At 65.6% G+C, this 22,598-nt stretch carries 22 protein-coding genes; 11 read left to right on the forward strand and 11 right to left on the reverse strand.

The window, feature by feature from the left end:
* Positions 1 to 41: 41 nt before the first annotated feature.
* The 9 genes from FJW10_RS23980 to FJW10_RS24020 form a co-directional block, all read right to left on the reverse strand.
* Positions 42 to 1,043 carry a sugar ABC transporter substrate-binding protein gene (locus FJW10_RS23980; RefSeq protein ID WP_210239821.1) on the reverse strand — a complete coding sequence of 334 codons (1,002 nt, stop codon included), beginning with the start codon at positions 1,041 to 1,043 and terminating at the stop codon, positions 42 to 44.
* A gap of 62 nt (positions 1,044 to 1,105) precedes the next feature.
* Positions 1,106 to 1,765: an L-fuculose-phosphate aldolase gene (locus tag FJW10_RS23985; protein WP_140901897.1), complete on the reverse strand. Its 660-nt coding sequence runs from the start codon at positions 1,763 to 1,765 to the stop codon at positions 1,106 to 1,108.
* 27 nt (positions 1,766 to 1,792) lie between these two features.
* The gene (locus FJW10_RS23990; RefSeq protein ID WP_140901898.1) at positions 1,793 to 2,569 is read right to left on the reverse strand and encodes an SDR family oxidoreductase; all 777 of its coding nucleotides are present in this window, start codon (positions 2,567 to 2,569) and stop codon (positions 1,793 to 1,795) included.
* Positions 2,570 to 2,768: 199 nt separating this feature from the next.
* Positions 2,769 to 3,605, reverse strand: a complete 837-nt coding sequence (locus FJW10_RS23995) for a GntR family transcriptional regulator (protein WP_140835697.1) — start codon at positions 3,603 to 3,605, stop codon at positions 2,769 to 2,771.
* Between the two features lie 68 nt (positions 3,606 to 3,673).
* Entirely contained in the window at positions 3,674 to 4,918 is a 1,245-nt protein-coding gene (locus FJW10_RS24000) for an MFS transporter (protein WP_140901899.1), read from the reverse strand.
* On the reverse strand, positions 4,915 to 5,367 hold the full coding sequence (locus FJW10_RS24005) for a MaoC family dehydratase (protein WP_140532069.1): 453 nt from the start codon (positions 5,365 to 5,367) through the stop codon (positions 4,915 to 4,917). The genes FJW10_RS24000 and FJW10_RS24005 overlap by 4 nt, the downstream gene beginning before the upstream one ends.
* Positions 5,364 to 5,804 (reverse strand): zinc ribbon domain-containing protein, encoded by a 441-nt coding sequence (locus tag FJW10_RS24010; protein WP_140901900.1) that lies wholly within the window; start codon positions 5,802 to 5,804, stop codon positions 5,364 to 5,366. The genes FJW10_RS24005 and FJW10_RS24010 overlap by 4 nt, the downstream gene beginning before the upstream one ends.
* Complete coding sequence (locus FJW10_RS24015) at positions 5,804 to 6,955, reverse strand: thiolase family protein (RefSeq protein WP_140901901.1); 1,152 nt, start codon at positions 6,953 to 6,955, stop codon at positions 5,804 to 5,806. The genes FJW10_RS24010 and FJW10_RS24015 overlap by 1 nt, the downstream gene beginning before the upstream one ends.
* Positions 6,952 to 8,898 carry an acetoacetate--CoA ligase gene (locus FJW10_RS24020; protein WP_140901902.1) on the reverse strand — a complete coding sequence of 649 codons (1,947 nt, stop codon included), beginning with the start codon at positions 8,896 to 8,898 and terminating at the stop codon, positions 6,952 to 6,954. Before FJW10_RS24020 ends, FJW10_RS24015 begins: the two co-directional genes overlap by 4 nt.
* A gap of 130 nt (positions 8,899 to 9,028) precedes the next feature.
* On the opposite strand from FJW10_RS24020, the gene FJW10_RS24025 reads away from it, so the two are divergent.
* Complete coding sequence (locus FJW10_RS24025; protein WP_140901903.1) at positions 9,029 to 10,204, forward strand: acetyl-CoA C-acetyltransferase; 1,176 nt, start codon at positions 9,029 to 9,031, stop codon at positions 10,202 to 10,204.
* Between the two features lie 409 nt (positions 10,205 to 10,613).
* Here FJW10_RS24025 and FJW10_RS24030 read toward each other — a convergent pair whose 3' ends face one another.
* Entirely contained in the window at positions 10,614 to 12,218 is a 1,605-nt protein-coding gene (locus FJW10_RS24030; RefSeq protein ID WP_140901904.1) for an FAD-dependent oxidoreductase, read from the reverse strand.
* Positions 12,219 to 12,371: 153 nt separating this feature from the next.
* Between FJW10_RS24030 and FJW10_RS24035 the strand changes: the two genes are divergently transcribed.
* Genes FJW10_RS24035 through FJW10_RS24050 form a run of 4 tightly spaced genes read left to right on the forward strand, consistent with a single transcriptional unit; the run spans position 12,372 to position 16,251 of the window.
* Complete coding sequence (locus tag FJW10_RS24035) at positions 12,372 to 12,908, forward strand: cupin domain-containing protein (RefSeq protein ID WP_140835704.1); 537 nt, start codon at positions 12,372 to 12,374, stop codon at positions 12,906 to 12,908.
* 9 nt (positions 12,909 to 12,917) lie between these two features.
* Positions 12,918 to 13,712 carry an aspartate dehydrogenase gene (locus FJW10_RS24040; RefSeq protein ID WP_140901905.1) on the forward strand — a complete coding sequence of 265 codons (795 nt, stop codon included), beginning with the start codon at positions 12,918 to 12,920 and terminating at the stop codon, positions 13,710 to 13,712.
* Positions 13,709 to 14,515, forward strand: coding sequence for an alpha/beta hydrolase (locus FJW10_RS24045; RefSeq protein WP_140901906.1), 807 nt, complete (start codon positions 13,709 to 13,711; stop codon positions 14,513 to 14,515). The genes FJW10_RS24040 and FJW10_RS24045 overlap by 4 nt, the downstream gene beginning before the upstream one ends.
* The gene (locus tag FJW10_RS24050; RefSeq protein ID WP_140901907.1) at positions 14,512 to 16,251 is read left to right on the forward strand and encodes a cobalamin-dependent protein; all 1,740 of its coding nucleotides are present in this window, start codon (positions 14,512 to 14,514) and stop codon (positions 16,249 to 16,251) included. Before FJW10_RS24045 ends, FJW10_RS24050 begins: the two co-directional genes overlap by 4 nt.
* 41 nt (positions 16,252 to 16,292) lie before the next feature.
* Here the strand turns inward: FJW10_RS24050 and FJW10_RS24055 are convergent, their stop codons facing one another.
* Entirely contained in the window at positions 16,293 to 17,039 is a 747-nt protein-coding gene (locus FJW10_RS24055; protein WP_140835752.1) for an SDR family oxidoreductase, read from the reverse strand.
* Between the two features lie 102 nt (positions 17,040 to 17,141).
* Between FJW10_RS24055 and FJW10_RS24060 the strand changes: the two genes are divergently transcribed.
* The 6 genes from FJW10_RS24060 to FJW10_RS24085 all read left to right on the forward strand — a co-directional run bounded on the left by FJW10_RS24060 (position 17,142) and on the right by FJW10_RS24085 (position 22,588).
* Complete coding sequence (locus tag FJW10_RS24060) at positions 17,142 to 18,113, forward strand: thiamine pyrophosphate-dependent dehydrogenase E1 component subunit alpha (protein ID WP_140901908.1); 972 nt, start codon at positions 17,142 to 17,144, stop codon at positions 18,111 to 18,113.
* Position 18,114: 1 nt separating this feature from the next.
* Entirely contained in the window at positions 18,115 to 19,089 is a 975-nt protein-coding gene (locus tag FJW10_RS24065; protein ID WP_140835709.1) for an alpha-ketoacid dehydrogenase subunit beta, read from the forward strand.
* Positions 19,090 to 19,101: 12 nt separating this feature from the next.
* Positions 19,102 to 20,379, forward strand: coding sequence for an acetoin dehydrogenase dihydrolipoyllysine-residue acetyltransferase subunit (locus FJW10_RS24070; RefSeq protein ID WP_140901909.1), 1,278 nt, complete (start codon positions 19,102 to 19,104; stop codon positions 20,377 to 20,379).
* Between the two features lie 91 nt (positions 20,380 to 20,470).
* Positions 20,471 to 20,794 carry an NIPSNAP family protein gene (locus FJW10_RS24075; protein WP_140786079.1) on the forward strand — a complete coding sequence of 108 codons (324 nt, stop codon included), beginning with the start codon at positions 20,471 to 20,473 and terminating at the stop codon, positions 20,792 to 20,794.
* A 1-nt stretch (position 20,795) separates the two neighbouring features.
* Complete coding sequence (locus FJW10_RS24080) at positions 20,796 to 21,662, forward strand: hypothetical protein (RefSeq protein ID WP_140901910.1); 867 nt, start codon at positions 20,796 to 20,798, stop codon at positions 21,660 to 21,662.
* Positions 21,608 to 22,588, forward strand: coding sequence for a 3-hydroxyacyl-CoA dehydrogenase NAD-binding domain-containing protein (locus FJW10_RS24085; protein WP_140901911.1), 981 nt, complete (start codon positions 21,608 to 21,610; stop codon positions 22,586 to 22,588). Before FJW10_RS24080 ends, FJW10_RS24085 begins: the two co-directional genes overlap by 55 nt.
* The last annotated feature ends 10 nt before the right edge of the window (positions 22,589 to 22,598 follow it).

The following is a 22,598-nucleotide window of genomic DNA, read 5'->3' on the forward strand; positions in this document are numbered from 1 at the left end:
GGCAGCCGCAACGCCTTGGCTGCCCGTTGTTTCGTTCCGCTCTATTTAACGCCTGCCTTTTCGGCGGCGTCGAGGAACGGCTTTCCTTTTTCGGCGGCATTTTCCTTGTTGATCAGCACCGCGGGAACGAAGGTGAAGGGCGGCACCTTCTGGCCGGCCAGATACTTCGCGACGTTGTCGACCGAGGTCTTGCCGATCTCATAGGGCTGCTGCGCCGCGACCGCGCCGGCCGACGATTTCGGGTCCATCACCATCTTGATGACTTCCGGGCTGCCGTCGATGCCGTAGGTCTTGACCTCGTTGCGGCCGGCAGCCTCGACCGCCTGCGTGGCGCCGATCTGCGGCACGTCCCAGCAGGCCCAGACCGCGCCGATCGAACCCTTCTCGGGCGATTTGGTCAGCATGTCGGTGACGTTGGAATAGGCGCTTTGCACCGTGTTCGGAATGACGTCGCGTAGCTCGGGCTCGACGATCTTCACATCCGGGAACGAGGTCAGCACATATTTCAGCTGGTCGTAGCGGATCTTGCAGACCGGCACGCTGTAGAAGCCGTTGAAGACCAGCACGTTGCCCTTGCCGCCCATATCGGCGACCATCTGCAAGGCGATTTCGGCGCCGATATTGTAGTTGTTGGAGGTGGTGTTGTTGATGGCGTGCGGGGTGGCGGTGTCGACCGTGAACAGCGGGATGCCGGCGTCGCGGATCTTCTGCAGCCACGGGTTCAGCACTTCGAGATTGCCGAGCTGCTCGATGATGGCGTCGGGCTTCTGCGCGATCAGCGTTTGCAGCTGTGCAATCTGCTGCTGGTCCTTGCGGCCGGCGTCGAGGGCGATCACTTCGCCGCCTAGTTCCTTCACACGATCCTGGATGCCGCGAAACGCCATCAGGTCCCAGTAGTGGTCGGTGCCTATTGCCGAGACGCCGATGCGCTTGCCCTTGAGCGACAGCTCCTCGGCGCTCGCGCCGGAGACGGCGGCAAGGCTGCAAGCCGCCGCCAGCCCCAGGGCGAGCGCCTTGACGAGGCCTTTCATTGATCTGGTCATTTCATTTCCTCCCTTGTTGATCGCTCCGGGCCTTCCGGAGGATTCTGCCTGATGGCCGCCGCTCAGGCAGCGGCCTCGTTGTCGCGCAGGCCGTAGCTCGCCATGCGCTTGATGACGTTTTCGATCTCCTCGTCGGACAGCAACGGCGGCTCTCCGATCTGCAGGGCGCCGTGATACTGGCGCGCCAACGTCTCGACCTCGACGGCAAGCCACATGGCCTGAGCGAGGCTCGATCCGACTGCGATCATGCCGTGCTGGGCAAGCAGGCAGGCCTTGCGGTCGCGCAGCGCCTCCACCGCATGCGCCGAAAGCTCCGCCGTGCCGAAGGTGGCGTAAGGCGCGCAGCGTATGTCGCTGCCGCCGGCGACCGCGACCATGTAATGGATCGCCGGTATTTTCCTGCCCATGATGGCGATCGTGGTGCAGTAGGTCGGATGCGCGTGGACGACGGCGTTGACCTCGGGCCGCGCCTTCATGATGTCGAAATGGAAGCGCCATTCGCTCGACGGCGGCAGGCGGCCGTCGACCTCGCCGTCCCAGCCCATAAAGACGATGTCTTCCGGCTGCAGCGTGTCGTAGGGGGTGCTGGTCGGCGAGATCAGCATGCCGTCGCCATGGCGACAGCTGACGTTGCCGGATGTGCCCTGGTTGATGCCAAGTGCGTTCATCTGGATGCAGGCGTCGATGATTGCCTGGCGCTCCTCTCGGTCCGAAACGGTCATGCGATATTCCAATCCTTGCTCAATCCGTCACCAGGCCGTGTAACCGCCGTCGATCGACAGGATCGCGCCGGTGACGTAGCTCGACGCCGGCGACGCCAGGAACAGGATCGCCGAGGCGATCTCCTGCGGTGTGCCCAAGCGCCCCATCGGCGTCATGTCGATCCAGGTGTTGAAGAGTTCGGGACGCTCGCGCATCTTCAGCGTCATCTCGGTGCCGACGTAACCCGGAGCCAGCGCGTTGACGCGCACTCCCGATTTCGCCCATTCGACGGCGAGCGCCTTGGTCATCATGTGCACGGCGCCTTTGCTCACCATGTAGGACGGCGCGGTCTGCGGACGGTTGATGATCAGGCCCGACATCGAGCCGAGATTGACGATCGAACCCTTGTTGCGGGCGACCATCGAGCGGCCGAAGGCGCGCGAGGCCCAGTAGACGCCGTTGACGTTGACATCCATCACCAGGCGCCATTCCTCGTCCGGGGTGTCGAGCGCGGTGTTGAGGCGCGCGATGCCGGCGCTGTTGACCAGGACATCGACCTTGCCGAAGTCCGCGACGATCGCGGTTGCCATCGCCTCTACCGCCTGTGGATCCGTGACATCGAGCACGCGGCCATCGACGCTTGCGACACCGGCCGTCGTGAGCGCCTCGGCAGCGGCTTTCAGCCCGTCCGCATTCATGTCGAGCAGGACGATACTCGCGCCGCAAGTCCCGAGCGCCTTGGCCGCCTCGAGACCGATCCCGCTGGCGCCGCCGGTGACGACGGCAACCTCGCCTGTCAGGTCGAATTGCGACTGGTAATCCATGCACGTCCTCCATCAGGACGAACTTGAGCGCGGGCAAAATACCACCCTCGCCGCCGAAGCAGCGCCGCAAGCCGACCGGTCCTGATAATGCCTCCGGGTCAGGCTCCTCCCGACCCCATGACAGGGACGTTACAGAAGCTTCCTGGGTCCGTCAATCTGGTAATAACCAGAAAAGGGAATCTTTTTGGACGAGCGCAATTCAGGTGCGATCGACGCCGTTCACGGTCGCCGACGGCTGCTCCACCGCCATGTGGATGCGGGCCACGGAGGAGTTGTAGAAGGCCTCGTAATATTCGAGCGCGGCGCCGTCGGCGTCATAGGCGATCGACTCGATCTCGATCAGCGGCGTGTTGGCGGCGACACCCATCTCATCGGCCTCTTCCTTGGTCGGAAGTGCGGCGCGCAGCCAGCGGTCGGCGCGCTTCACGGTCAGGCCGAAGACGGCGCGGATGGTGCCGAAGATCGACTGGTTTTCCGACAGGATGTTCTCCAGCCCCGGCACCCGATGTCCCGGCAGGCTGATGCGCGTCATGGTGATCGGCGAGCCATCGGTCATGTAGACGCGGCTGATGCGGACCACGCTGCCATTGGCGGGAATGCCGAAGACCTTGGACTCCTTCTCGCTCGGCGGACAGCGGTAGATTTCCAGCGTGCGGGTCGAGACCTTGTGGCCCTTGGCGGTCAGGTCGTCGAACACGCCGAGGTTGGCGGTCATGAAGTCGACATGCTCGCGCGGTGCCGCGACGAACATACCCTTGCGCGGCATCTTGATGATACGGCCTTCGTTGGACAGCGAGCCGATCGCCGCGCGCACCACGGGACGCGACACGCTGAAGAATTCGCAAAGCGCCTGCTCAGAGGGAATGCGCGAATTGGCGGCAAGCAACCCGGTGTTGATCGCTTCCTCGACCTGGTTGCGCAACTGCACCCAAAGCGGGGCCGCCTCGTCGCGGTTGAGCTGAACCTTTGAGCCGATCGAGCGGAAAGCCTCGGCCGCCTCGGCATCTTCCTGATCGTAACGAGGACGCCCGCGCATTCTGGTTGCTTGTTGCATTCGGTCCTGCCGCAATTCATTGCCGCGACTCAACGAGCGGCGGCGCCTCCCTAGCGGAGACCTGCGGCCATTTTCACGCTCTCCGGCAAGTTTCGCAACCATAGCATCGCGGCAGCCCCCAGAAGCGGCCCGGGAACCAGCAGCAGGAAGGCCCAGCGCCAGCCACCGATGAAGTCGGCGAAGCGCGGCGTCAGCCAGATGGCGAGCACCGTCAGCGCGAAACCCAGTCCAAGCTGCACCGACAGCGCGGTGCCGACGAAGCGGCGGTCGGCAAGCTCGGTGACGGCTGCGGAGAACTGCGCCGAATCGCCAATGACCGAAACGCCCCAGACGACGGCCACCAACATGAAGAGCCAGAGTGGGCCGGTGAAGAGAAAGCCCATCAGCAGTGCGCAGCCGCCCGAGACGAGCATCATGCCGGCGGTGGTGATGGTGCGGCCGATACGGTCGGACAGATAGCCACCGAGCAGGCAGCCGAGGATGCCGGAGGCCACGACAAGGAAGGTCGAGAGCGAGGCGGTAGCGGCGGTTCCGATCACCTGCGCCTCGAAAGCGGCGCGCGTATAGGCAAGCAGCCACGCCCACATGGCGTAAAGCTCCCACATATGGCCGAGATAGCCGAGATTGGCGAGCAGCAGCGGCTTTTCGCGAAACACCTGGCCGATGCGCGAGGGCTCGAAGACGGCCTTGCCGAAGGGGTACGGCCCTTCTTTGGCGAACAGCAGGAAGAGCGACGCGCCCGCCGCCGTCGCCACGCTGGCGGCGGCGACCACCGGACGCCAGTCGAGCGCGGTCGAGACGGCGCGGAAGAGATGCGGCAGCGCCGAGCCGACAGTCAGCGCGCCGATGACCGCGCCTAGCGCCAGCCCCCGGTCGCGCGTGAACCAGGTGGCGACGAGCTTCAGCGCCGGCGGATAGACGCCGGCAAGCGCGGCGCCGGTGACGATGCGCGCGGCGATCACGCCGCCCGGTCCGGGATGAAGCAGCAGCGTCGCGTTGGCTAAAGCGGCGACAAGGGCCGCGGCCGCCATGAGGCGGCTGAGCCGCACAAGATCGGGAAGATTGACCAGGCTCGCCGCCAGCGCGCCGATCACGAAGCCGACCTGAACGCCATTGGTCAGCCATGCTTCGGCGCTCGCGCCCAGTGCGAGTTCCTGCTTCAGCTCAGGAAGTATCGCGGTCGCCGAAAACCAGGTGGTCAGCGAAAGGACGACCGCCAGGCAAAGCAGCGACAGCACGCGCCAACGCTCGCTGTCGGCCGCCATGCCAAGCCGGCCGCCCCCGACCGTGCTCATGCGCCTTGCAGCGGTACGGTGAACACCGTGGCCGTGCCGGTGAGGCAAAGCTCGCCCTGGCCGTTGCGCACGCTGGTCTCGATCTTGCAGATCGGCTTGTCGGGCCGCACGTCCTTGACCTCCACGCGTCCGGTGATCTCCTCATCGACGCCGACAGCCTTGACGAACTTCCAGGCCACTTCGAGAAACACGGTTCCAGGTCCGGGCAGATCCTCCGCCACCAGCGCATTGAGGATGCCGGAAGTGACGCCGCCCTGGACGATCAGCTTGCCGAACACCGACTTCTCGGCCAGCGCGCGGTCGTAATGCAGCGGGTTGCGGTCGCCGGTGATGTCGGTGAAGGCTTCGATGTCACTCATGCGCGTGCGCCGCGTGCGCTCGGCAAAGGCGCCGACCTGCGGGCGGCCCTTCACGACACCCACCCAACCGTCTTTCGTCTCGGTGCTCATTTCGGCTTCTCCTCTGCTCTGGGTTCGATTGGTTTGAAGGCAGGCAGGACGCGACCGCCGATGGCTGTCGGCGCAAGCCGCAGTATGTCTCCGACATGTAGCGGCCGTGTGCCGGCCAGGATGAAGCTCAGCATCGTCGGGCCTTCGGCCAGTTCGACCAGGCCGACCACGTAAGGTGCCGCGGGCAGCCAGCCGGGATGGCCGGGCTTATGCATCTCGGAAAAGGATTTGAGCTGCCCCCTGCCCGATGCGTCTTTCCAGACCAGCCGCCTGCTCCAGCAGTGCGGACAGATCGGCCGCGGATAGAAGACGGCCTTGCCGCAATCCTCGCAGCGTTGAATCGTCAACCGGCCTTCGGCCGCGGCATCCCAGAACGGCCGGGTGAGCGCGGTGATGGTCGGGCCGGCGGTCTTGAGCGTGTTGAGATCGACGGACATCAGGCGGCTCCCAGCACGAGTGCGGTCGCTTCGCTCATCGTCGCGCCATTGCCGGTGACCAGCGCGAGCCCGGCTTTGCCGATCTGGCGTTCGCCCGCCTCGCCGCGCAGTTGGCGCACCGCCTCGACGACGTGCGTCATGCCGCCGGCAAGGTCCGGCTGGCCGAAACCCAGCTGGCCGCCATGCGTGTTCAGCGGCATGTCGCCCTTGTGTGATAGATCGCGACCGCGCAGCCAGGCGCCGAATTCGCCCGGCGCGCAGAGGCCGGCATCCTCGATCGTTGTGGCGACCATGATGGTGTAGCAGTCATAGAGCGAGAGAAGGTCCATTCGGTCGGCATTGGTACCAGACTGCGCGAAGGCTCGCGCCATGGCGCTCTTCAGCGGGCCGGAGGTGAGGCTGGGCGCCTGGCTGACGGCCCGGTGCGTGACCTTCTCGCCGGCACCGAGCAGATGGACGGGCGGCTTGGACAATGACCGCGCGCGTTCGGCCGAAGTGACGACGACCGCCTCGCCGCCGGCGACCGGCATGACGATTTCGAGAAGGTGCAGCGGCGAGGCGATCATGGGCGAGGCGAGCACCGCTTCCACATCCGCCGGCTTGCCGAAGAAGATGGCGTCGGGATTGGACTGCGCATTGGCGCGCGCCGCCGCCGCGATCACGGCGAAATCCCGTGCCGTCGAGCCATATCCCGCCATGTGCGCCTGCATCAGCAGCGCGTAGGAAATGTTGGCGCCCGAGGCGCCGAACGGCACATCGAACTCGCGGATCGGATTGCGGTTGGGCGAGCGGGGCGCCGCCGCCTCGCGGTTGTTGGCGAGCACGCACAGAACCGCCTCGCACATGCCGGCCTCGATAGCTGCGGCCGCCCGCCAGACCATGCCGGCGCCGGATGCGCCGCCGAGATCGACGACGTTGGCCATGGTCGGAGCGAGACCCAGATATTCGGCGATGGTCGCCGGGACATGTTGCGGCGTCTCGCCGACCTGCGGCCCGACCAGCAGCCCATCGATGGCTCTCGGCTCCAGCCCCGCGTCGAGGACCGCCAGGCGCGAGACCGCGGCAATCATCTCCAGCGTCGTCACGCCGCTGGTCAAACGTTGCGGCTTCAACTCGCCGATGCCGACGATCGCTCCCCTCGACCGGCTCATGCCGCCTTGCTCCGGTCGAGCGCACGATATTCCTCGAGACATGCCGGATTGGCGAGCGAGGCCATGTTCTTGACCGGCTTGCCTTCGAGCGTGGTGCGGGCCGCGCCCTCCACCCGCTTGCCGTTCAGCGTGTAGGGCACGGCCTGCACCGCATGGATGCGGTGCGGCACGTGGCGCGGCGATGCGCCTTCGCGGATCGCCCTGCGGATTTGCGCGGCAAGCTCCGAGGTCAGCGCATACCCATCATTGAGCTTGACGCAGAGCACGATCTCTTCGTCACCTTCGACGGGCGCGCCAAAAACCAGGCAATCCTCGATCTCGGCAAAGTCTTCGCAGGCCGCGTAGATTTCGGCCGTGCCGATGCGCACGCCACCGGGCTTCAGCGTCGTATCGGAGCGGCCATGGATGATGCCCGAGCCATAGGCGGTCATCTCGGCGACGTCGCCATGTGTCCAGATCTCCGGGCGCGCGGCGAAATAGGTGGCGTGATAGCGCGCCTCGCCATCCTTGCCCCAGAAGGTCAGCGGCATCGACGGGAACGGCTCGGTGCAGACGAGATCGCCCTGGCGGCCAATGATGGGCGCATTGCTCTCGTCCATCACGCCGACCGCGAGGCCGAGCCCTTTCACGGTCAACTCGCCGCGCCGCACCGGGTGAAGGGGCGAGCCAAGCAGGAAGCAGCCAATGATCTCGGTGCCACCCGAGATCGAGGCGAAGATCATATCCTTTTTCACATGCTCGTAGGCCCAGTCGAACTGACCAGGGGAGACGGGCGCGCCGGCCGACAGCAGAGACCGCAGCGACGAGAGATCGAACAAGTGGCCCGGCGCGTAGCCTTCGGCGGCGAGTGTGGCCAAATATTTCGGGCTGGTGCCGAAATGCGTGACGCGGGCACGCTCGGCCATCGTCCAGAGCGGACTGGGATCGAGCCCGTCGCCCGATTTCAGGATCGGCGCGCCGTCATAGAGCACCACTGTCGCGTGGCAGGCGAGGCCCGAGATCAGCCAGTGGTACATCATCCAGGCGGTGTTGGTGTACCAGCTCATGACGTCGCCGGGGCGAACATCGCCATGCAGCAGATGCTCCTTCAGATGCTGGAGCAGCACGCCGCCGGCTCGGTGGACGATCGCCTTCGGCGCGCCCGTCGTGCCGGAGGTGTAGAGCACATAGGCCGGATGGTCGAAGGGCACGCGCTCGAAGCTGAGCGGAGCGTCGCCGCCGAAATCGTCGAACGAAATGCAATCCGCCGCGCAGCTTGGCCTGGGACCCGGTTCGCCGGTCAGCACCAGCGTCGTCACACTCGGCATCGCGGCGACGATCTCCGCCAGCCTGCCGGAGATGTCGTGCTCCTTGCCCGCATAGCGGTAGCGAGGTGCGGCGAACAGCACCTTGACGCCGATCTGGCCGAGGCGGTCTACGATCGCGGCGGCGCCGAAATCCGGCGAGCAGGACGACCAGACAGCGCCGACGGAAAGCGTCGCCAGCAATGCGACGAGACCTTCAACGCGATTGGGCAGGATGCCGCCGACACAATCGCCCTTGGCGATACCGGCCGCGCGCAGGCCGTCGGCCATTCTAGCCACGAGCCGGCGCAATTCGGCAAGCGTGATGGTCCGGAAATGGCCGCTCTCGTCGGCCTCGATCACTGCGACCCTCTCGCCGTCGCCACACAGCAGGTTTTCCGCGAGGTTGAGCGAAGCGTCCGGCAGGAATCGGCTCCTGGTCATCGGCGCATTGTCGTCGCGCAGGAAGGAGATGGCGCCCGGTTCGCCGATGACCCCGGCGAAATCCCACACCGCGCGCCAGAACGCGCCAGGATCGCCGATCGACCAGCGATGCAGCGTCTCGTAGTCGCGCGGGTCGAAGCCGTTGGCTATCGAAAAGCGCGCAAGGTTGGACGATTGGAACGCGGCCGGCGCCGGCGTCCAAAGCACGGATGACATGGATTCCTCCCGCAACGCAGGCCCGGCTCGATGCCGCGGCCTTGCCTGCCGATGCGTTTCAGATTATTGGTTATAACCAGAATGTCAAGCTGCGATCGTGGACACGCCGTTCGCGTGTAGAGGACTGGAAATGGATGCTGTTTATATCGCCGCCGCGAAGCGGACGCCCATCGGCAAGCTGAACGGCGCGTTCGCCAGCCTTTCGGCGGCGGAGCTGGGGGCACAGCTTATCCAGGCGATGCTGGCGGAAACGCAGTTCGCCCCCGATGCCGTCAGTGAGGTGATCATGGGCCAGGTGCTGACTGGCGGCGCCGGACAGAATCCGGCGCGACAGGCCGCGCTCAAGGCAGGCCTTCCAGTCAGCGTCCCCGCCATGACGGTGAACAAGGTATGCGGTGCCGGCCAAAAGTCGATCCATCTCGCCGCCCAGGCCGTTCGCTGTGGCGACGCCGATTGCGTGATTGCCGGCGGGCAGGATTCGATGACATCGGCGCCGCATGTCATTCACGGCGCCCGCGCCGGCATCCGGATGGGCGACCGTACCGTCAAGGATTCCATGATCACCGACGGACTGTGGGACGCCTTCCATCAGGTGCATATGGGCGTGACCGCCGAGTCGCTGGCGCAGCGCTACCAGATCACCCGCGAAGAGCAGGACCGTTTCGCGCTGCGCTCGCAGGAGAAGGCTGACGCCGCCATCCAGACGGGCCGATTCGACGAAGAGATCGTCACGGTCTCGATAAAGGCCAGGCAGGGCGATCTCGTCATCGACCGCGACGAGCATCCCAATCCCGCCACCACCATGGAAGGCCTCGGCCGGCTGAGGCCGGTCTTCGATACGGCGGGAACGATCACGGCCGGCAACTCCTCCGGTCTCAACGACGGTGCCGCGGCGGTGCTGGTGACGTCGGAAGCGCGGATGAAGGAACTTGGTCTGACGCCCCTCGCGCGTATCGCGTCTTATGCTTCCGCCGGTGTCGAGCCGATGAACATGGGGCTCGGTCCCGTCGCTGCTTCACGTCTGGCGTTGGAGAAGGCGGGATGGCAGGCCTGCGACCTCGACGTGATGGAGGTCAACGAGGCTTTTGCCGCCCAGGCCATCGCCGTCAATCGCGAGATGGGCTGGAACGAGGACATCATCAACATGAGCGGCGGCGCCATCGCGCTAGGACATCCGCTGGCCGGTTCCGGCTGCCGCATCGTGGTGACACTGCTCTACGAGATGATCCGCCGCGATGCGCGCAAAGGATTGGCATCGCTCTGCATCGGCGGCGGACAAGGAGTGGCAATCTGCCTTGAGCGGTGAGCTCGACACTCTGAGCAGTAATTGCCTGAGGGAATTGGGCAATGGGCCTGGCCACGACAGCTTTGGGTCAACGATAGAGCTCAAGACTACGGCCAACATTGGGCGCAAAGCTGACGCCATTCCTTACGCCCATGCCTCCCGGAATTGTCACCCGTCCGCTGGTTCAAATCGTCACTGCGACACTGGGCCTGTCGCCTGGTTCGGCAGGAGTGGCGGCCATAGTCACCACCGGAGTCCGGAATGTATCGCGATCGAGTTGCTTAATCAGCGTACTTTCTTCGGACGTCCGCGGCGACTTGGCGAGCGGGTGCGCGCTGCAAACGGGGAACCGTCATTTTGAGATCGTATTCGCCGGCAAGGGTCGGTTGGCTAGATCGCCAGCCCATCCTCAGGGCGTTTCGCTCCGCGGTCATCGATTCTGGTGCAGGATCGTTTCAGCGGCGATGAAGCCCCAGGTCAGATTTGGGCCGAGGGTGGTGCCGGCGCCCACGGCGCGCGTGCCGATCGGGTTGGCCATGGCAAGACCGGCCGCGTAAAGACCAGGAATGATCGAACCGTCCGGCCTCAGGACCTGCGCCCGCTCATTGGTGCGGGCTCCCCCCTTGGTTCCGAGTATAGAACGATTGAGCGTCATGCCGACGTAGGGCGGCTTGTCGATGGGCTTCAGCCGATTTTTAGGGCCGTGCGCTTTGTATTCCTCCCAGCCGTTCTCACCGCGCCGGAAATCCTCATCGCGTCCCTTCGCGCAAAAGCTGTTCCAGCGGGCAATCGTCTCCTCGAGAGCCGATGCCGGTAATCCCAGCTTTGCAGCGAGGCCGCCGATCGTGTCGGCTTTCTTGATCCATTGCCGCTCGTAGGACGCATACCAGCGGAAGGGCAGAGACGTCCTCAGGAAGCGGTGATCGCCGACCAGATAGCAGGGCAGGTTCACCGGCGTGCCGTCCGGCCCGCGCGCGTCGATCGCCTCGCCGATATTGAAATCGTTCTCGCTGACGAAGCGTCTGCCATCGCGGCTGACGACGATCGAATGCGGTTCGGCCTGGAAGGTCATGGGCAGGCCATGCGGCTTGCCCTGGTAGCGCGTCGGCAGACAGGGATAGACATTCGCCTGGTCCATACGATCCAACTCCGCGCCGACGGAAGCGGCAAGCTTCTGGCCGTCGCCCTCGTTGGTGGGAGGACTGCCGATACGATCCAGGGCGCCAGGGAAATGGCGTGCCCGCATCTCGGCATCCCATTCGAAGCCGCCGGTCGCGATGACCACGCCGCGTCGGGCAAGAAGCTTCGTCCGCTGACCCTCGCGCTCCACCTCGGCGCCGGTCACGCGGGAGTCCGGATCCTGGATCAGACCCACGGCGCGGGTTTCCAGCCAAAAGGTGACGCCCGCATCGAGGCATCCCCTGATCAGCCCGGTCATGAGAGCCGTGCCTTGTCCGCCGGAATTCGTCAGCTTTCGCCAAAGCAGCTTCGGCCAGAGCCTGAGGCCGGCGCGTATGGGGTGATGATAAAGATCGCTATCGACGATCTCCTGGTAGCTGAAACTGTGCGGCAAGGTGGAGGGACGCAAGCGCGCCGCGAATTTGCCCAGGATGCGTCGGCTGAGCGGCAGCGGCGAGACCATGCGGCCGAAAAGCTTGCCGCCAGGCGCCTCGGCGAAGGGGTCCGGCTCGTTGACCAGACGGAAATCCAGAGGCGTGCTGCCGGAAAGGAAACGCAGCATATCGGGAGCCGCTCTGACGAAAGCGCTCCAGAGCGCATCCTCCTTCCGCGCCCAATCCCGGGGAGACACGGCGCGCAGATAGGTCAGCGCATCGTCCCGGCTGTCGGCGACGCCGGCATCCGCGGCCAGGTGATTGGCGGGTATCCAGACGCCCGCGCCGGACATGGCCGAGGTGCCACCCAGCCATCCGCTCTTTTCGATCACCAGCACTTTGAGGCTGCCCTTGGCCGCTCTCAATGCCGCCGCGCAGGCCGCCGAACCGGAACCGATAACCAGAACATCGAATTCGCCCATCGGCGTCCCCCAGACTGTCACCGCGACGTCACTATAGGTGCGGGAAATTAAATCTGTCTACTATTGTGTCGACACTTTTTGCATTATACGTTCCGTTGGTGAGCGGCATGCACCCGCACGATAATCTCAAGCCCCTTTTCGACAGGCAGAGCCATGGATGATACTCACCTTCCGCCAGCTCCATCCGGCATTCATATCTCCGGGTCCGAAACGCGCGAAAGCTACTGGCAGCCGGTGCCGGCGAACGGCCATATCGACGTGGCGCTAGCACCCCACATCGTCGGCATGGAGCACCCGTTCGCGCTTGGCACGCAGTCTGTGGCGCCCGGCGGCTATGTGCGCGAGCATACGCATGAGCGCAATGAGGAAGCGATCTATGTGATCGAAGGCCACGGCCGCGCCGTCGTCGACGGCAAGGAGTATCCTCTAGGCCCCGACAGCGTGGTGTTCCTGCCGAAGAATGTCAGGCACATGTTCATCAACGATGGCGAAACGCAGCTTCGCTGGCTCTGGCTGATCGTGCCCAACGGGCTCGAAGACTTCTTCCGCCTCATCGGCAAGCCGCGCAAGCTGGGCGACCGCGTACCCGCCAACTTCCCACGCCCCGAAAACGTGCTGGAGATCGAGCGCAGGACCGTCTTCGGCGCCGATCTCACCGACAAGTTCGATCCCGTGAGCCGCGGCTCCTGAAGACGCCGAATGACGACGCTCGGCCTCATCGGCTACGGAGCCATCGCGCGTGACCTCGTCTCGGCCTTTCCGCCCGACGCGGTCGATTGGCTGGTGTTGCTGCGCGAAGGCGCCGGTCCCGAACTGCCGGCGAATGTCAGAGCGGTCACCAAGGTCGAGCGACTGATCGAGGCGAGGCCGCGGGCTGTGGTCGAGGCCGCGGGCCAGGCGGCAGTGGCGACCTATATACCTGCCTTGCTCGAAGCCGGAATACCAACCGTCGTGGCATCGGTCGGCGCGCTTGCCGATGCCACGCTTCACGCCCGCATCGCCACCGCCGGCCGCAGCGGCGGCGCGCGGCTCATGCTGCCGGCGGGAGCGCTGGGCGGCCTCGATTATCTGCGTGCGATAGCGGCCCTTCCCGACGCGCGGGTACGCTATACCTCGCGCAAGCCGCCGGCGGCCTGGGAAGCCGAGCTCGCCGCGCGTGGTCTATCGGCCGAGCGCGATGCCGTGACGCTCTTCGAGGGGTCCCCCGCCGAAGCGGCATCCGCCTATCCCAAGAACCTCAATGCGGCCTTCGCCGTGGCGCTGGCCGTGGGCGCCGAAAGGGTCACCGTGCGGGTTGTCGTCGACCCGAAGGCGACCGGCAACAGCCATGAAATCGAGGCCGAGAGCGCTGCCGGCACCGCCTTCTTCAGCATGGTCAACGCGCCCTCGCCCGGCAATCCGAAGACTTCGGCACTGACCGCGCTGAGCCTCGTCGCCGCGCTGCGCGATCTGCTCGACACCGACCCGCCCGAGACGGGAGGCCGCCGACGATGACCTTCTTCGTCGCCGCCGATGGCTGCCGCATCCACTACGAAACGTTCGGGGCGAAGGGGCCGCGCCTCGTCCTCATCCCGGGACTAGGCGGCGACGGACGATTCTGGTCCGGCGTCGTGCGCCTGCTCGAGGCTGATTACCAACTCATAGTCACCGATCATCGCGGCGCGGGCCGCAGCGACCGCCCCGACGGCCCTTACTCCGTTCCGCTCATCGCCGGCGATGTCGCGGGCCTGCTGGCGCAGACGGGCGGGCCGGCACATGTCGTCGGGCATTCCACAGGCGGCGCCGTCGCCCAGAGACTTGCTCTCGACCATGCGGATCTCGGGGTGAGCTACACGATCAGCAGTTCCTGGGGGCGCGCCGACAGCCGCTTCCGCGCCCTCTTCACCGCGCGTGCCGAACTGCTCGAGGCAGGCATGGCCGAGACCTACCAGCGCCTCACCCATGCGCTGTGCCACGAGGCTTCCTACTTGGCGATCCATTTCGCCGAGCTCGAGATGGCGGTCACCACCGCCTCACGGACCCTCGCCCCGCTGCATGTCGCCGCGGCGCGCCTGCGCATGCTGCTCGACCATGATTGCCTCGATGACCTCGCCGGGGTTGTCGCTCCGGTGCAAGTAATCGCCGCCACGGGCGATGTGCTGATCCTGCCCGCCCTGACGCAGGCCATCGCCGAGGCGATACCGGGCGCCCGATACGCATCCGTCGACGGCGCGCATTTCCATCCCCTCGCCAGGCCAGAGGGCGTTGCCGCTGTCATCCGCCGTTTCATCACCGAAGCCGAGCAGCAGATATCATGACCGCCGACATCGTCCCCGTTCTCACCGATCCGCGTCTCAAGCCGGGCTCAGACCTGCTCGCCGAGGGGCGAACCATGGCGCGCGACTGGGGGCTCGGGAGCTGCCGTTTCCTCACCGAAACCGGCATGCCGTCCGAAGCCGCTTGGAAACGCAAGGCGGCAGCGGAAAGGCGCGTCATGCAGCATGCTCACATCGGCTTCCGCAGCGTCGACCGGACCATCGCGGCGATCGGCGAAGTGCATGAGCAATGCCGCAGGGCGGGGGTGACGGTCGATCGCTTCGGCATCACGCTGGACTGGTCGATGGGCTATCCGCAGGCCATGCGCGCCAAGGCCGCGCGCGGCACGGGCATCGTGCTGACCGGTCCGGAGGATTTCGCGCGCATCACCAATGCCGCTTCCGCGGCCGCGCATTTTGGGGACTTCATGCTCGGCCTGCCGGGCGCGGTCGAAAACACCCGCGCCGCGATCGCGGCCGGGGCGACGGCCATCGGCAATCTCGGGCAGTATTTCACCTTCCGGCTGCCCTACTGGGACGACGACGTGGCGACCACCGAAGCGACCGTCACCGCGCTTGGCCTGATCGCCGCGCAAGATGCGGAGATCCTTGTCCATTCGAATCTTGACGACGGATTCGCCGGGCTTTTCATCGACATGGCCTGCGCGCTGGGCATGGTGCTGGTGGAAAAGCACATTGTCGAGACGCTGATCGGCGCAAGAATCGCGCATTGCTACGGCCATCACTTCAGCGACCCGCTTTCTCGCACCGCCTTCCACGCGGCACTCGTGCGGGTCACCGACACGCCGGGCACCATGATCTTCGGCAACACCGTCTCCTACCAGTCGAGCCCTGCCGGTAACTATGCCAGCCTGGCGAGCTATCTGATGGCCGACATACTCGCCATGGGGCGCTGGCCTTCGGGCCATGCGATCAATCCCGTGCCGGTGACGGAGAACCAGCGCATTCCCGACGTCGACGAGATCATCGACGCGCAGACATTCGCCCACAGGCTGACGCTGCACGCGCCTTTCTACGACCCGGTCTTCGATTGGGCCAAGACCGAGGCGATGGCCGACGTGCTCGTCGAAGGCGGACGGCGTTTTGCCGATGCCGCTCTCGCCGGCCTCGCAGAACGAGAGGTCGATGTGGACGATCCTGCCGCGCTGATGCTGGCTATCCGGCGCATCGGCCCAAAACGCCTGGAAGCGCTTTTCGGCCCGGGCGCGACCGGTCCGCGTGGGCGTGTGCCGCTGATCCATGCCGAATGGGCGCGAGAGCTCAACCACAAGGCGGCAACCTGGGTGGCGGGCCAGAAGCGGATGGAGGCGGCAAGAAACCTGACCGTCTGCATCGGCACCACTGATGTGCATGAGCACGGCAAGTATCTGGTCGAACAGGCGCTCGAAGGCCTTGGTATCGCCATCGCCGACGCCGGCGTCGCTGTTGACCCGGAAGCGCTCGTCACTCGTGCCGCCGAAACCGGCGCGGACGCCATCGCCGTCAGCACCTACAACGGCGTCGCGCTGCGCTACGCGCAGGCTCTGAAGGCCGCGATGACGGCGCGCGGACTTTCCTTGCCGGTGCTGATCGGCGGACGGCTGAACGAGGTGCCGAAGGATTCGAATTCGGGCCTGCCGGTCGACGTGACCAAGGATATTTCCGACCTGGGCTGCCTGCCTTGCGCCGATCTCGACGAGATGCTTGCCGCTCTTCGCTCCATCCCGCCTGTCGCCTGATGTCGCGAGCAGGGCGCCGCCGTTATGTGACGGACGCCTGCTTACCAGGCGGTCATGCCGCCGTCGACCGTCAGGATCGAGCCGGTCGCGAAAGAGGATTCATCGCTGGCGAGCCACAGGATCGCATTGGCGATTTCGACCGGCTGCGCCACTCGGTTCATAGGCGAACGGGCGTTCAGGGCCGCGACAAACCCCGCGGGATCGGGATGTGTCTCCAACATGCTGTCGAAATAGCTCGACCAGGTCACGCCCGGCGCCACGGCGTTGACGCGGATGTTTTCGCCGGCATGGTCGAGCGCCATGGCCCGCGTCAGCGCCGCTACGCCGCCTTTCGAGGCGACGTAGGCGGCCCGGTCGGCAAGCCCGACATTGGCGACATTGGAGGCGGTGTTCACGATCACCCCGCCGCCGCCCCCGGACATGACGGGAATGGCATGTTTGGAGCACAGAAAGACGCCCTTCAAATTGACCGCCATCAGCGCGTCCCAATCCGCGGCGGCGGTCGTGACGACCGAACCGCGTATGCCATAGCCGGCGTTGTTGACCAGGATATCGATCCGGCCAAACGCTTCCCGGGCGCGATCCACCATAGCCGTGACGGAAGCCTCGTCGGAGACGTCGGCTTCCAGTGCCAGGGCGCGGGCTCTGGCCGCCACTTCGCGGACCCGCGACCCGTCGCGGTCCACCGCAAGGATGCGCGCGCCCTCCCTTGCGAACAGTTCCATGACGGCCGCGCCAATGCCTGCACCGGCCCCCGTGACGATCGCCGCCTTGTCCTTCAAGCGCATGTCCGCCTCCCCTTTTCCAAACTTGTTTCGTCGCATCTTGCAGAAGCGCTTGCAAAGTGTCGACACTTTTGTATTTAATTTCAGCGCAACTGGGAATAGCCCGTGAAGAACACTCCGTCGGTCGAACAGCATTTGGAGATATATCGCCGGATGCTGCTGGTGCGGCACCTCGAGGAAAGACTGGGGGTGCTCCACAAGGAAGGGCGCACACGCGGTCCTATCCATCGGTGCGACGGCCAGGAGGCCGTGGGCGTTGCGGCTACGGCTGTTCTGGAGCCCGGTGACAAAGTTGCCACCACCCATCGCGGCCATGCCGTCTATATCGGCAAGGGTATGGCCATGCGCCCAGTGGTGGCCGAGATATTCGGCAGGACGACGGGCGCATGTGGCGGACGTGCCGGCCATATGCTGGTGGCCGATGCCGAAAAGGGCGTGATCGGTGGCAACGCGATCGTCGGAGCCGGTATCCCTGCCGCTGCCGGCATGGCGCTGTCGATGCAGATCCTGGGGACGGGCAACGTCGCCATGTGCGTCTTCGGCGACGGCGCCGCCCAGACGGGCATCTGCCACGAGGCGATGAACATGGCCGGTCTTTGGAAGCTGCCGGTCGTCTTCGTGCTCGAGCACAACCAGTTCGGCCTAACCGTTCCTTCCGAAGTGCAGTCGCCGGTCGCGGATCTGTCGATCCGCGCCGCCGGCTACGCGATGCCGGCCGAAATCGTCGACGGCAACGACGCGGTCGCCGTCTATCGCGCCGTGTCGGCGATGGCGGAGCGAGCGAGGCGCGGCGAAGGTCCCGGCATGGTCGAATGCAAGACCTACCGCGTCGAAGGTTTCTCGACGTCCGACATGGGCGGTTACCAGAGGCCAGAGGATATAGCGGCCTGGAAAGCGCGCGACCCCCTGATCGTCTCCCGCAAGGCGTTGCTGGACGATGTCGGGGAAGCACGGCTCGCCACAATCGAAGCCGCGGCCAAGGCCGAGACTGACGAGGCGTTCGAGACCGCCCTTTCCGATCCGATGCCGGAGTTCCTGGTCGACGAAGCCTGCAATCCTTACAGCGAGGCGCACTGACATGGCGATGATGCGATACGCCGAGGCACTCAACGCCGCGCTGCGCGAGGAGATGCAGGCCGATCCTTCCGTCTTCCTGTTCGGCGAGGACATCGGCCGCTATGGCGGCGTGTTCAAGGTGACAAAGGGGCTGATGGAGGAATTCGGTCAAACGCGTGTGCGCGACACGCCGATATCCGAACAGGCGCTGACCGCGATGGCAGTGACCGCCGCCATGACCGGCACCCGGCCGGTGCTGGAAATCATGTATGCGGATTTCGTGCCGCTCACGCTCGATTCGCTGGTCAACCAAGCCTCAATTTACAATTACATCTGGAACGGCCAGGTGAAGATGCCCTTCGTGCTGCGCACCCAGGGCGGTGGCGGCGCCGGCGCCGGCGCGCAACATTCCAAGGCACTCGATTCGATGCTTGCCCATATACCTGGCATCAAGGTCGTCGCGCCTGCGACCCCCGCCGATGCCAAGGGCATGCTGAAGGCCGCGATCCGCGACGATCAGCCGGTCGTCTTCCTGGAGCACAAGCTGCTCTACAATGTTCGCGGCGAGGTTCCGGAAGGCGACGTGACCGTACCGCTCGGCAAAGCGGCAACCGTGCGCGAGGGCGGCGACATCTCGATCTTCGCCACTTCCAAGATGGTGGTGGAAGCGGCAAAGGCGGCCGATCTTCTCGCCACGGACGGCGTATCCGCCGAGATCGTCGACCTCAGGTCGCTGCGCCCGCTCGACGTCAATACCATCGTCGCCTCGATCGCCAAAACGCACCATGCGGTGGTAGTCAACGAGGGCTGGCGCTTTTGCGGCTACGCCGCCGAGCTTTCGGCAACGATCATGGATCATGCTTTCGACGAACTGGACGCGCCGGTCGCGCGCGTCACGCTGCCGGACATGCCGATCCCCTATTCCGAGCCTCTCGAAACGGCGATGCTGCCGAGCGCTGAGAAGATCCGCGCCGCTGCGCTGAAGATTTTGAAGTGACGGAGGCGGCAGATGGCAACCCATCCGATCAGCATCGACAGCGCAGGCGGCGAGTATATGGAAGCCGTGCTGGTGATTGCCTGGGCGGCCAAATCCGGTGACCCGGTCAAGGCCGGCGATCTCATCGTCACCGTCGAGACGGCCAAGGCGGCGACCGAAATCGAGGCCGATCGAGATGGCTGGCTTGCCGATATCTACTTCACCGAGGGGCAGGAGGCGCCGGTCGGCGCCGTGCTCGGCACCATCGCGGACGAAAAACCGATGGCGGGCCAAGCGGCTCCAGCCACAACGGCAGCGACGACCGATCCCCTCCCGGTAACCGACGCCCCTCAGCCCGCCCGCCAGTCCGGCACCCGTGCGATCGCAAGCCCGCTTGCCCGCCGGCTTGCGGGGGCCGCGGGGTTGGACCTGTCGACCGTAGCGGGGACCGGTCCAAGGGGACGCATCAAGAAGCGCGACATTGACGCCGCGCTCGCCACGCGTTCGGATCGGTCCGGCGGCATCCAGGCGGAGCCGGCCGCGGCCCCGGCATCGCCGGTCGCCACGCCGGCGACAGCGCGACAAACGACGCCGGCGGTCCTCCTCCACGGCTTCGGAGCGGACCGTTCCGTTTGGCGGCAGGTCGTGCCTTTGCTCGAACCAGGTGTTGCGACGGTCAGCCTCGACCTGCCCGGCCACGGCGCGGAGGCCGCGCGGCCGGCAAGGAGCATCGAGGAGATCGCCTTCGCCCTTTCCGATCGACTGGAGGCCATGGGCGTCTGGGACGTCCATCTCGTCGGCCATTCCCTGGGCGGGGCGGCCGCTCTTGCGCTCACCCGGCTCGGCCGCCTCACCGTGCGCTCCGTGACCCTTCTCGCGCCGGCCGGCCTCGGCCCCGAGATCAATGCCGGCTTCATCGCCGGGCTTGCGCGCGCGACCACAGTCCAGGCGCTCGAGCGCTGGCTGGCGGTCATGGTGAGCGATCCGCGAATCCTGCCGGCCGGCTACGCCCAGGCGGCGCTGAGGCAGATGGAAAAAAACGGCAATAGGAATGCGCTGGCCTCAATGGCGGAAGCACTGTTCCCGGATGGAACGCAAGGCTTCGACCTGACGCCCGCTCTCGCCGAACTTGGCGTGCCGACACGGCTCGTGTGGGGCAAGCTCGACCGCGTGGCACCTGCCGCTCATGCGGCCCGCGCGCCCGGCTTCGCCGCCGTTCACCTGCTCGACGGCGTTGGCCACGTACCGCAGGTCGAAGCGCCGGCACTGACGGCCAGGCTTATCGCGGAGACGGTACGAAGTTGCGGTTGATACGACCCGCGCTCGGCGCGCCGGCGATGCCGAGCCGGACAACTTTTCTGGCCCCACGGGGCCGGAACAGGAATCAAAAGGAGTGACCGAGATGATCTTCGACCACCGCACTTACACCGCCAGCCCGAACAAGCTGTCCCATTTCCTCAAGCTCTACGAGGATGTCGGCCTGCCCATGCAGCGGCATTATCTGGGAGAGCCTTTCGGCTTCTTCCAGACCCACATAGGCGATCTCTCGCGGACCGTGCACTTGTGGAAATACGAAAGCCTTGCCGACCGTGAGGAGCGTCGCGACCGCATGGAAGCCGACCCGGAATGGCAAGCCTATCGGCGCAAGGTGATCGAGACCGACTACCTCCTCGACATGCGCAACCAGATCCTGAAGCCGGTTTCGTTCTTCAACCCGGGCAAGTGACATGCAGCTCGTTTTCTCGGCCGAGGGCAAGGCCTGGCCTATCCAACTGAACGGCGACGCTCTGCGCACCCGCCGCTCGCTGCTGGCCGCCCTGCCCCTGCGTTTGCAACTGCACACGCCCAAGATCGCCGGCAGCCATATCTACTGGCACGCGCCCTTCGTCGAGGACGTGGAGGGTGCGACCCATGTGCTCGACGCCAAGGCCGGGGCCTTCATCTACTGGCCGGTGCGGCAGTTCCTGGAGATCACCTTCGCGCCGCTCCAGGCCGAGACGGCGGAGATCACCGTGCTCGGCCATCTCGATGCGCCGATCGAGGGCATCGCGGAGCTCGCCGCGGTGCTCAAGCGGGAACAGGGACGCCGCGTCATCGACGGAACCCTGGCGCTGGCCGACGGAGGGACTGAGGAGGCCCCGCCGGCATCGACGCTTCCACACGACATCGTGGCGGGACGCAAGGTGATCTGGGACCGCATGCCCGACGACATAGCCCGTATCACCGCTTCGCGGGCCATCATGCATCCCGCCGGACCGGTCTTCACGGCGGAGGCGGAGGCGCGCGTCCTGCACGAACTGCTCTGGTGGATCCGTTCTGAGCGAGGGAGCGTCAACGAGGCGGTGCTGCGCCAGACGGCGGCACTTGCGCTGAACAAGGCGGCGACACGGCTGCGAGACTTCTGCCATCTCGAGGAAACGCCATCGCTGCTGTTCCGCCTCGAGAGGGCGATGGAGGAGCAAGTGCCATTCGACCCCCTTATCAACGAGGCGATCCTCGTCGCCGGCCGTATCGGCGCCTGGCTCGACCTGCTCATCCCATGGAACGACCTCAACGAGGCGTTTCGTGCCGCGCTCGATGGCAGAAGGGCCTGAAAGTGGAGAGACTGACCATCGGCATCGTCGGGTTCGGCGTCATCGGGCAGCGCTGGGCAGCTTGCTTTGCCCATGCCGGTCACGACGTGCGCGTATATGATCCGGCGGAGCGGCGGGAGACGGTCCTCCACGAAGCGCTGTCGGCGCTTGCGACAGACCTGGACGGCTTGAAGGGTCCCGCGCCCGCGCCGGGGGCGATCAGGCTTTTCCCGACGATGGCCGAGACGCTCGAAGGCGTCGACTTCGTGCAGGAGAACGGTCCGGAAGACCTGTCGCTCAAACGGCGGCTGCTTGCCGAGATCGAAAACCATATCGGCGACGAGGTCATCGTTGCTTCTTCCTCCTCCGCGCTGCTCGTCTCCGATATCCAGGCCGAGTGCCGTGTGCCCGGCCGCATCGTGCTTGGTCATCCGTTCAACCCGGCGCATCTGATGCCGCTCGTCGAGATCGTCGGCGGCAAGGCGACCGATCCGCGGGCAATCGCGCGGGCGCGCGCCGTCTACGAAGCTGTCGGCAAGAAGCCCGTTACGCTCAACCGGGAAGTGACGGGCCATATCGCCCTGCGCCTGATGGGCGCGATGTGGCGCGAAGCCATAGCTTTGGTGCGCGACGGCGTCGCGTCGGTCGAGGATATCGATCGGGCCTTCATGTACGGACCGGGACCGAAATGGACGTTGCAGGGCTCATTCATTTCCAACAGCCTCAATGCCGACGGCATCGAGGACTTCCTGCGCAAATACGGTCCCACCTATCAAGCCATCTGGGACACGCTGCTCGACGCCAAGCTCGACGCTGACACGATCCGGGCGATTTCGGCGTCGACGGGCGCGGCGACGCATGGCCGCGGCTCCGAGGAACTCAGGGCAGCGCGGGAGGCCGGGCTGGTCGGCATCCTGAGGACGGTCGCCGAACATGGCGCGCTTTGATCATATGAGC

Origin of the sequence: Mesorhizobium sp. B4-1-1 (assembly GCF_006439375.1) — a bacterium.
Classification (GTDB): domain Bacteria; phylum Pseudomonadota; class Alphaproteobacteria; order Rhizobiales; family Rhizobiaceae; genus Mesorhizobium.

Excerpts from the sequence above, each read along its gene's own strand:
- FJW10_RS24080 (WP_140901910.1), top strand. The coding sequence starts at position 20,796 with ATGCAGCTCGTTTTCTCGGCCGAGGGCAAGGCCTGGCCTATCCAACTG.
- FJW10_RS24010 (WP_140901900.1), bottom strand. The coding sequence starts at position 5,804 with ATGTCCGTCGATCTCAACACGCTCAAGACCGCCGGCCCGACCATCACC.
- FJW10_RS24015 (WP_140901901.1), bottom strand. The coding sequence starts at position 6,955 with ATGAGCCGGTCGAGGGGAGCGATCGTCGGCATCGGCGAGTTGAAGCCG.
- FJW10_RS24030 (WP_140901904.1), bottom strand. The coding sequence starts at position 12,218 with ATGGGCGAATTCGATGTTCTGGTTATCGGTTCCGGTTCGGCGGCCTGC.
- FJW10_RS23990 (WP_140901898.1), bottom strand. The coding sequence starts at position 2,569 with ATGGATTACCAGTCGCAATTCGACCTGACAGGCGAGGTTGCCGTCGTC.
- FJW10_RS24085 (WP_140901911.1), top strand. The coding sequence starts at position 21,608 with ATGGAACGACCTCAACGAGGCGTTTCGTGCCGCGCTCGATGGCAGAAG.
- FJW10_RS23985 (WP_140901897.1), bottom strand. The coding sequence starts at position 1,765 with ATGACCGTTTCGGACCGAGAGGAGCGCCAGGCAATCATCGACGCCTGC.
- FJW10_RS23995 (WP_140835697.1), bottom strand. The coding sequence starts at position 3,605 with ATGCGCGGGCGTCCTCGTTACGATCAGGAAGATGCCGAGGCGGCCGAG.
- FJW10_RS24040 (WP_140901905.1), top strand. The coding sequence starts at position 12,918 with ATGACGACGCTCGGCCTCATCGGCTACGGAGCCATCGCGCGTGACCTC.
- FJW10_RS24055 (WP_140835752.1), bottom strand. The coding sequence starts at position 17,039 with ATGCGCTTGAAGGACAAGGCGGCGATCGTCACGGGGGCCGGTGCAGGC.
- FJW10_RS24050 (WP_140901907.1), top strand. The coding sequence starts at position 14,512 with ATGACCGCCGACATCGTCCCCGTTCTCACCGATCCGCGTCTCAAGCCG.
- FJW10_RS24025 (WP_140901903.1), top strand. The coding sequence starts at position 9,029 with ATGGATGCTGTTTATATCGCCGCCGCGAAGCGGACGCCCATCGGCAAG.
- FJW10_RS24020 (WP_140901902.1), bottom strand. The coding sequence starts at position 8,898 with ATGTCATCCGTGCTTTGGACGCCGGCGCCGGCCGCGTTCCAATCGTCC.
- FJW10_RS23980 (WP_210239821.1), bottom strand. The coding sequence starts at position 1,043 with ATGACCAGATCAATGAAAGGCCTCGTCAAGGCGCTCGCCCTGGGGCTG.
- FJW10_RS24000 (WP_140901899.1), bottom strand. The coding sequence starts at position 4,918 with ATGAGCACGGTCGGGGGCGGCCGGCTTGGCATGGCGGCCGACAGCGAG.
- FJW10_RS24075 (WP_140786079.1), top strand. The coding sequence starts at position 20,471 with ATGATCTTCGACCACCGCACTTACACCGCCAGCCCGAACAAGCTGTCC.
- FJW10_RS24070 (WP_140901909.1), top strand. The coding sequence starts at position 19,102 with ATGGCAACCCATCCGATCAGCATCGACAGCGCAGGCGGCGAGTATATG.
- FJW10_RS24065 (WP_140835709.1), top strand. The coding sequence starts at position 18,115 with ATGGCGATGATGCGATACGCCGAGGCACTCAACGCCGCGCTGCGCGAG.
- FJW10_RS24005 (WP_140532069.1), bottom strand. The coding sequence starts at position 5,367 with ATGAGCACCGAGACGAAAGACGGTTGGGTGGGTGTCGTGAAGGGCCGC.
- FJW10_RS24035 (WP_140835704.1), top strand. The coding sequence starts at position 12,372 with ATGGATGATACTCACCTTCCGCCAGCTCCATCCGGCATTCATATCTCC.
- FJW10_RS24045 (WP_140901906.1), top strand. The coding sequence starts at position 13,709 with ATGACCTTCTTCGTCGCCGCCGATGGCTGCCGCATCCACTACGAAACG.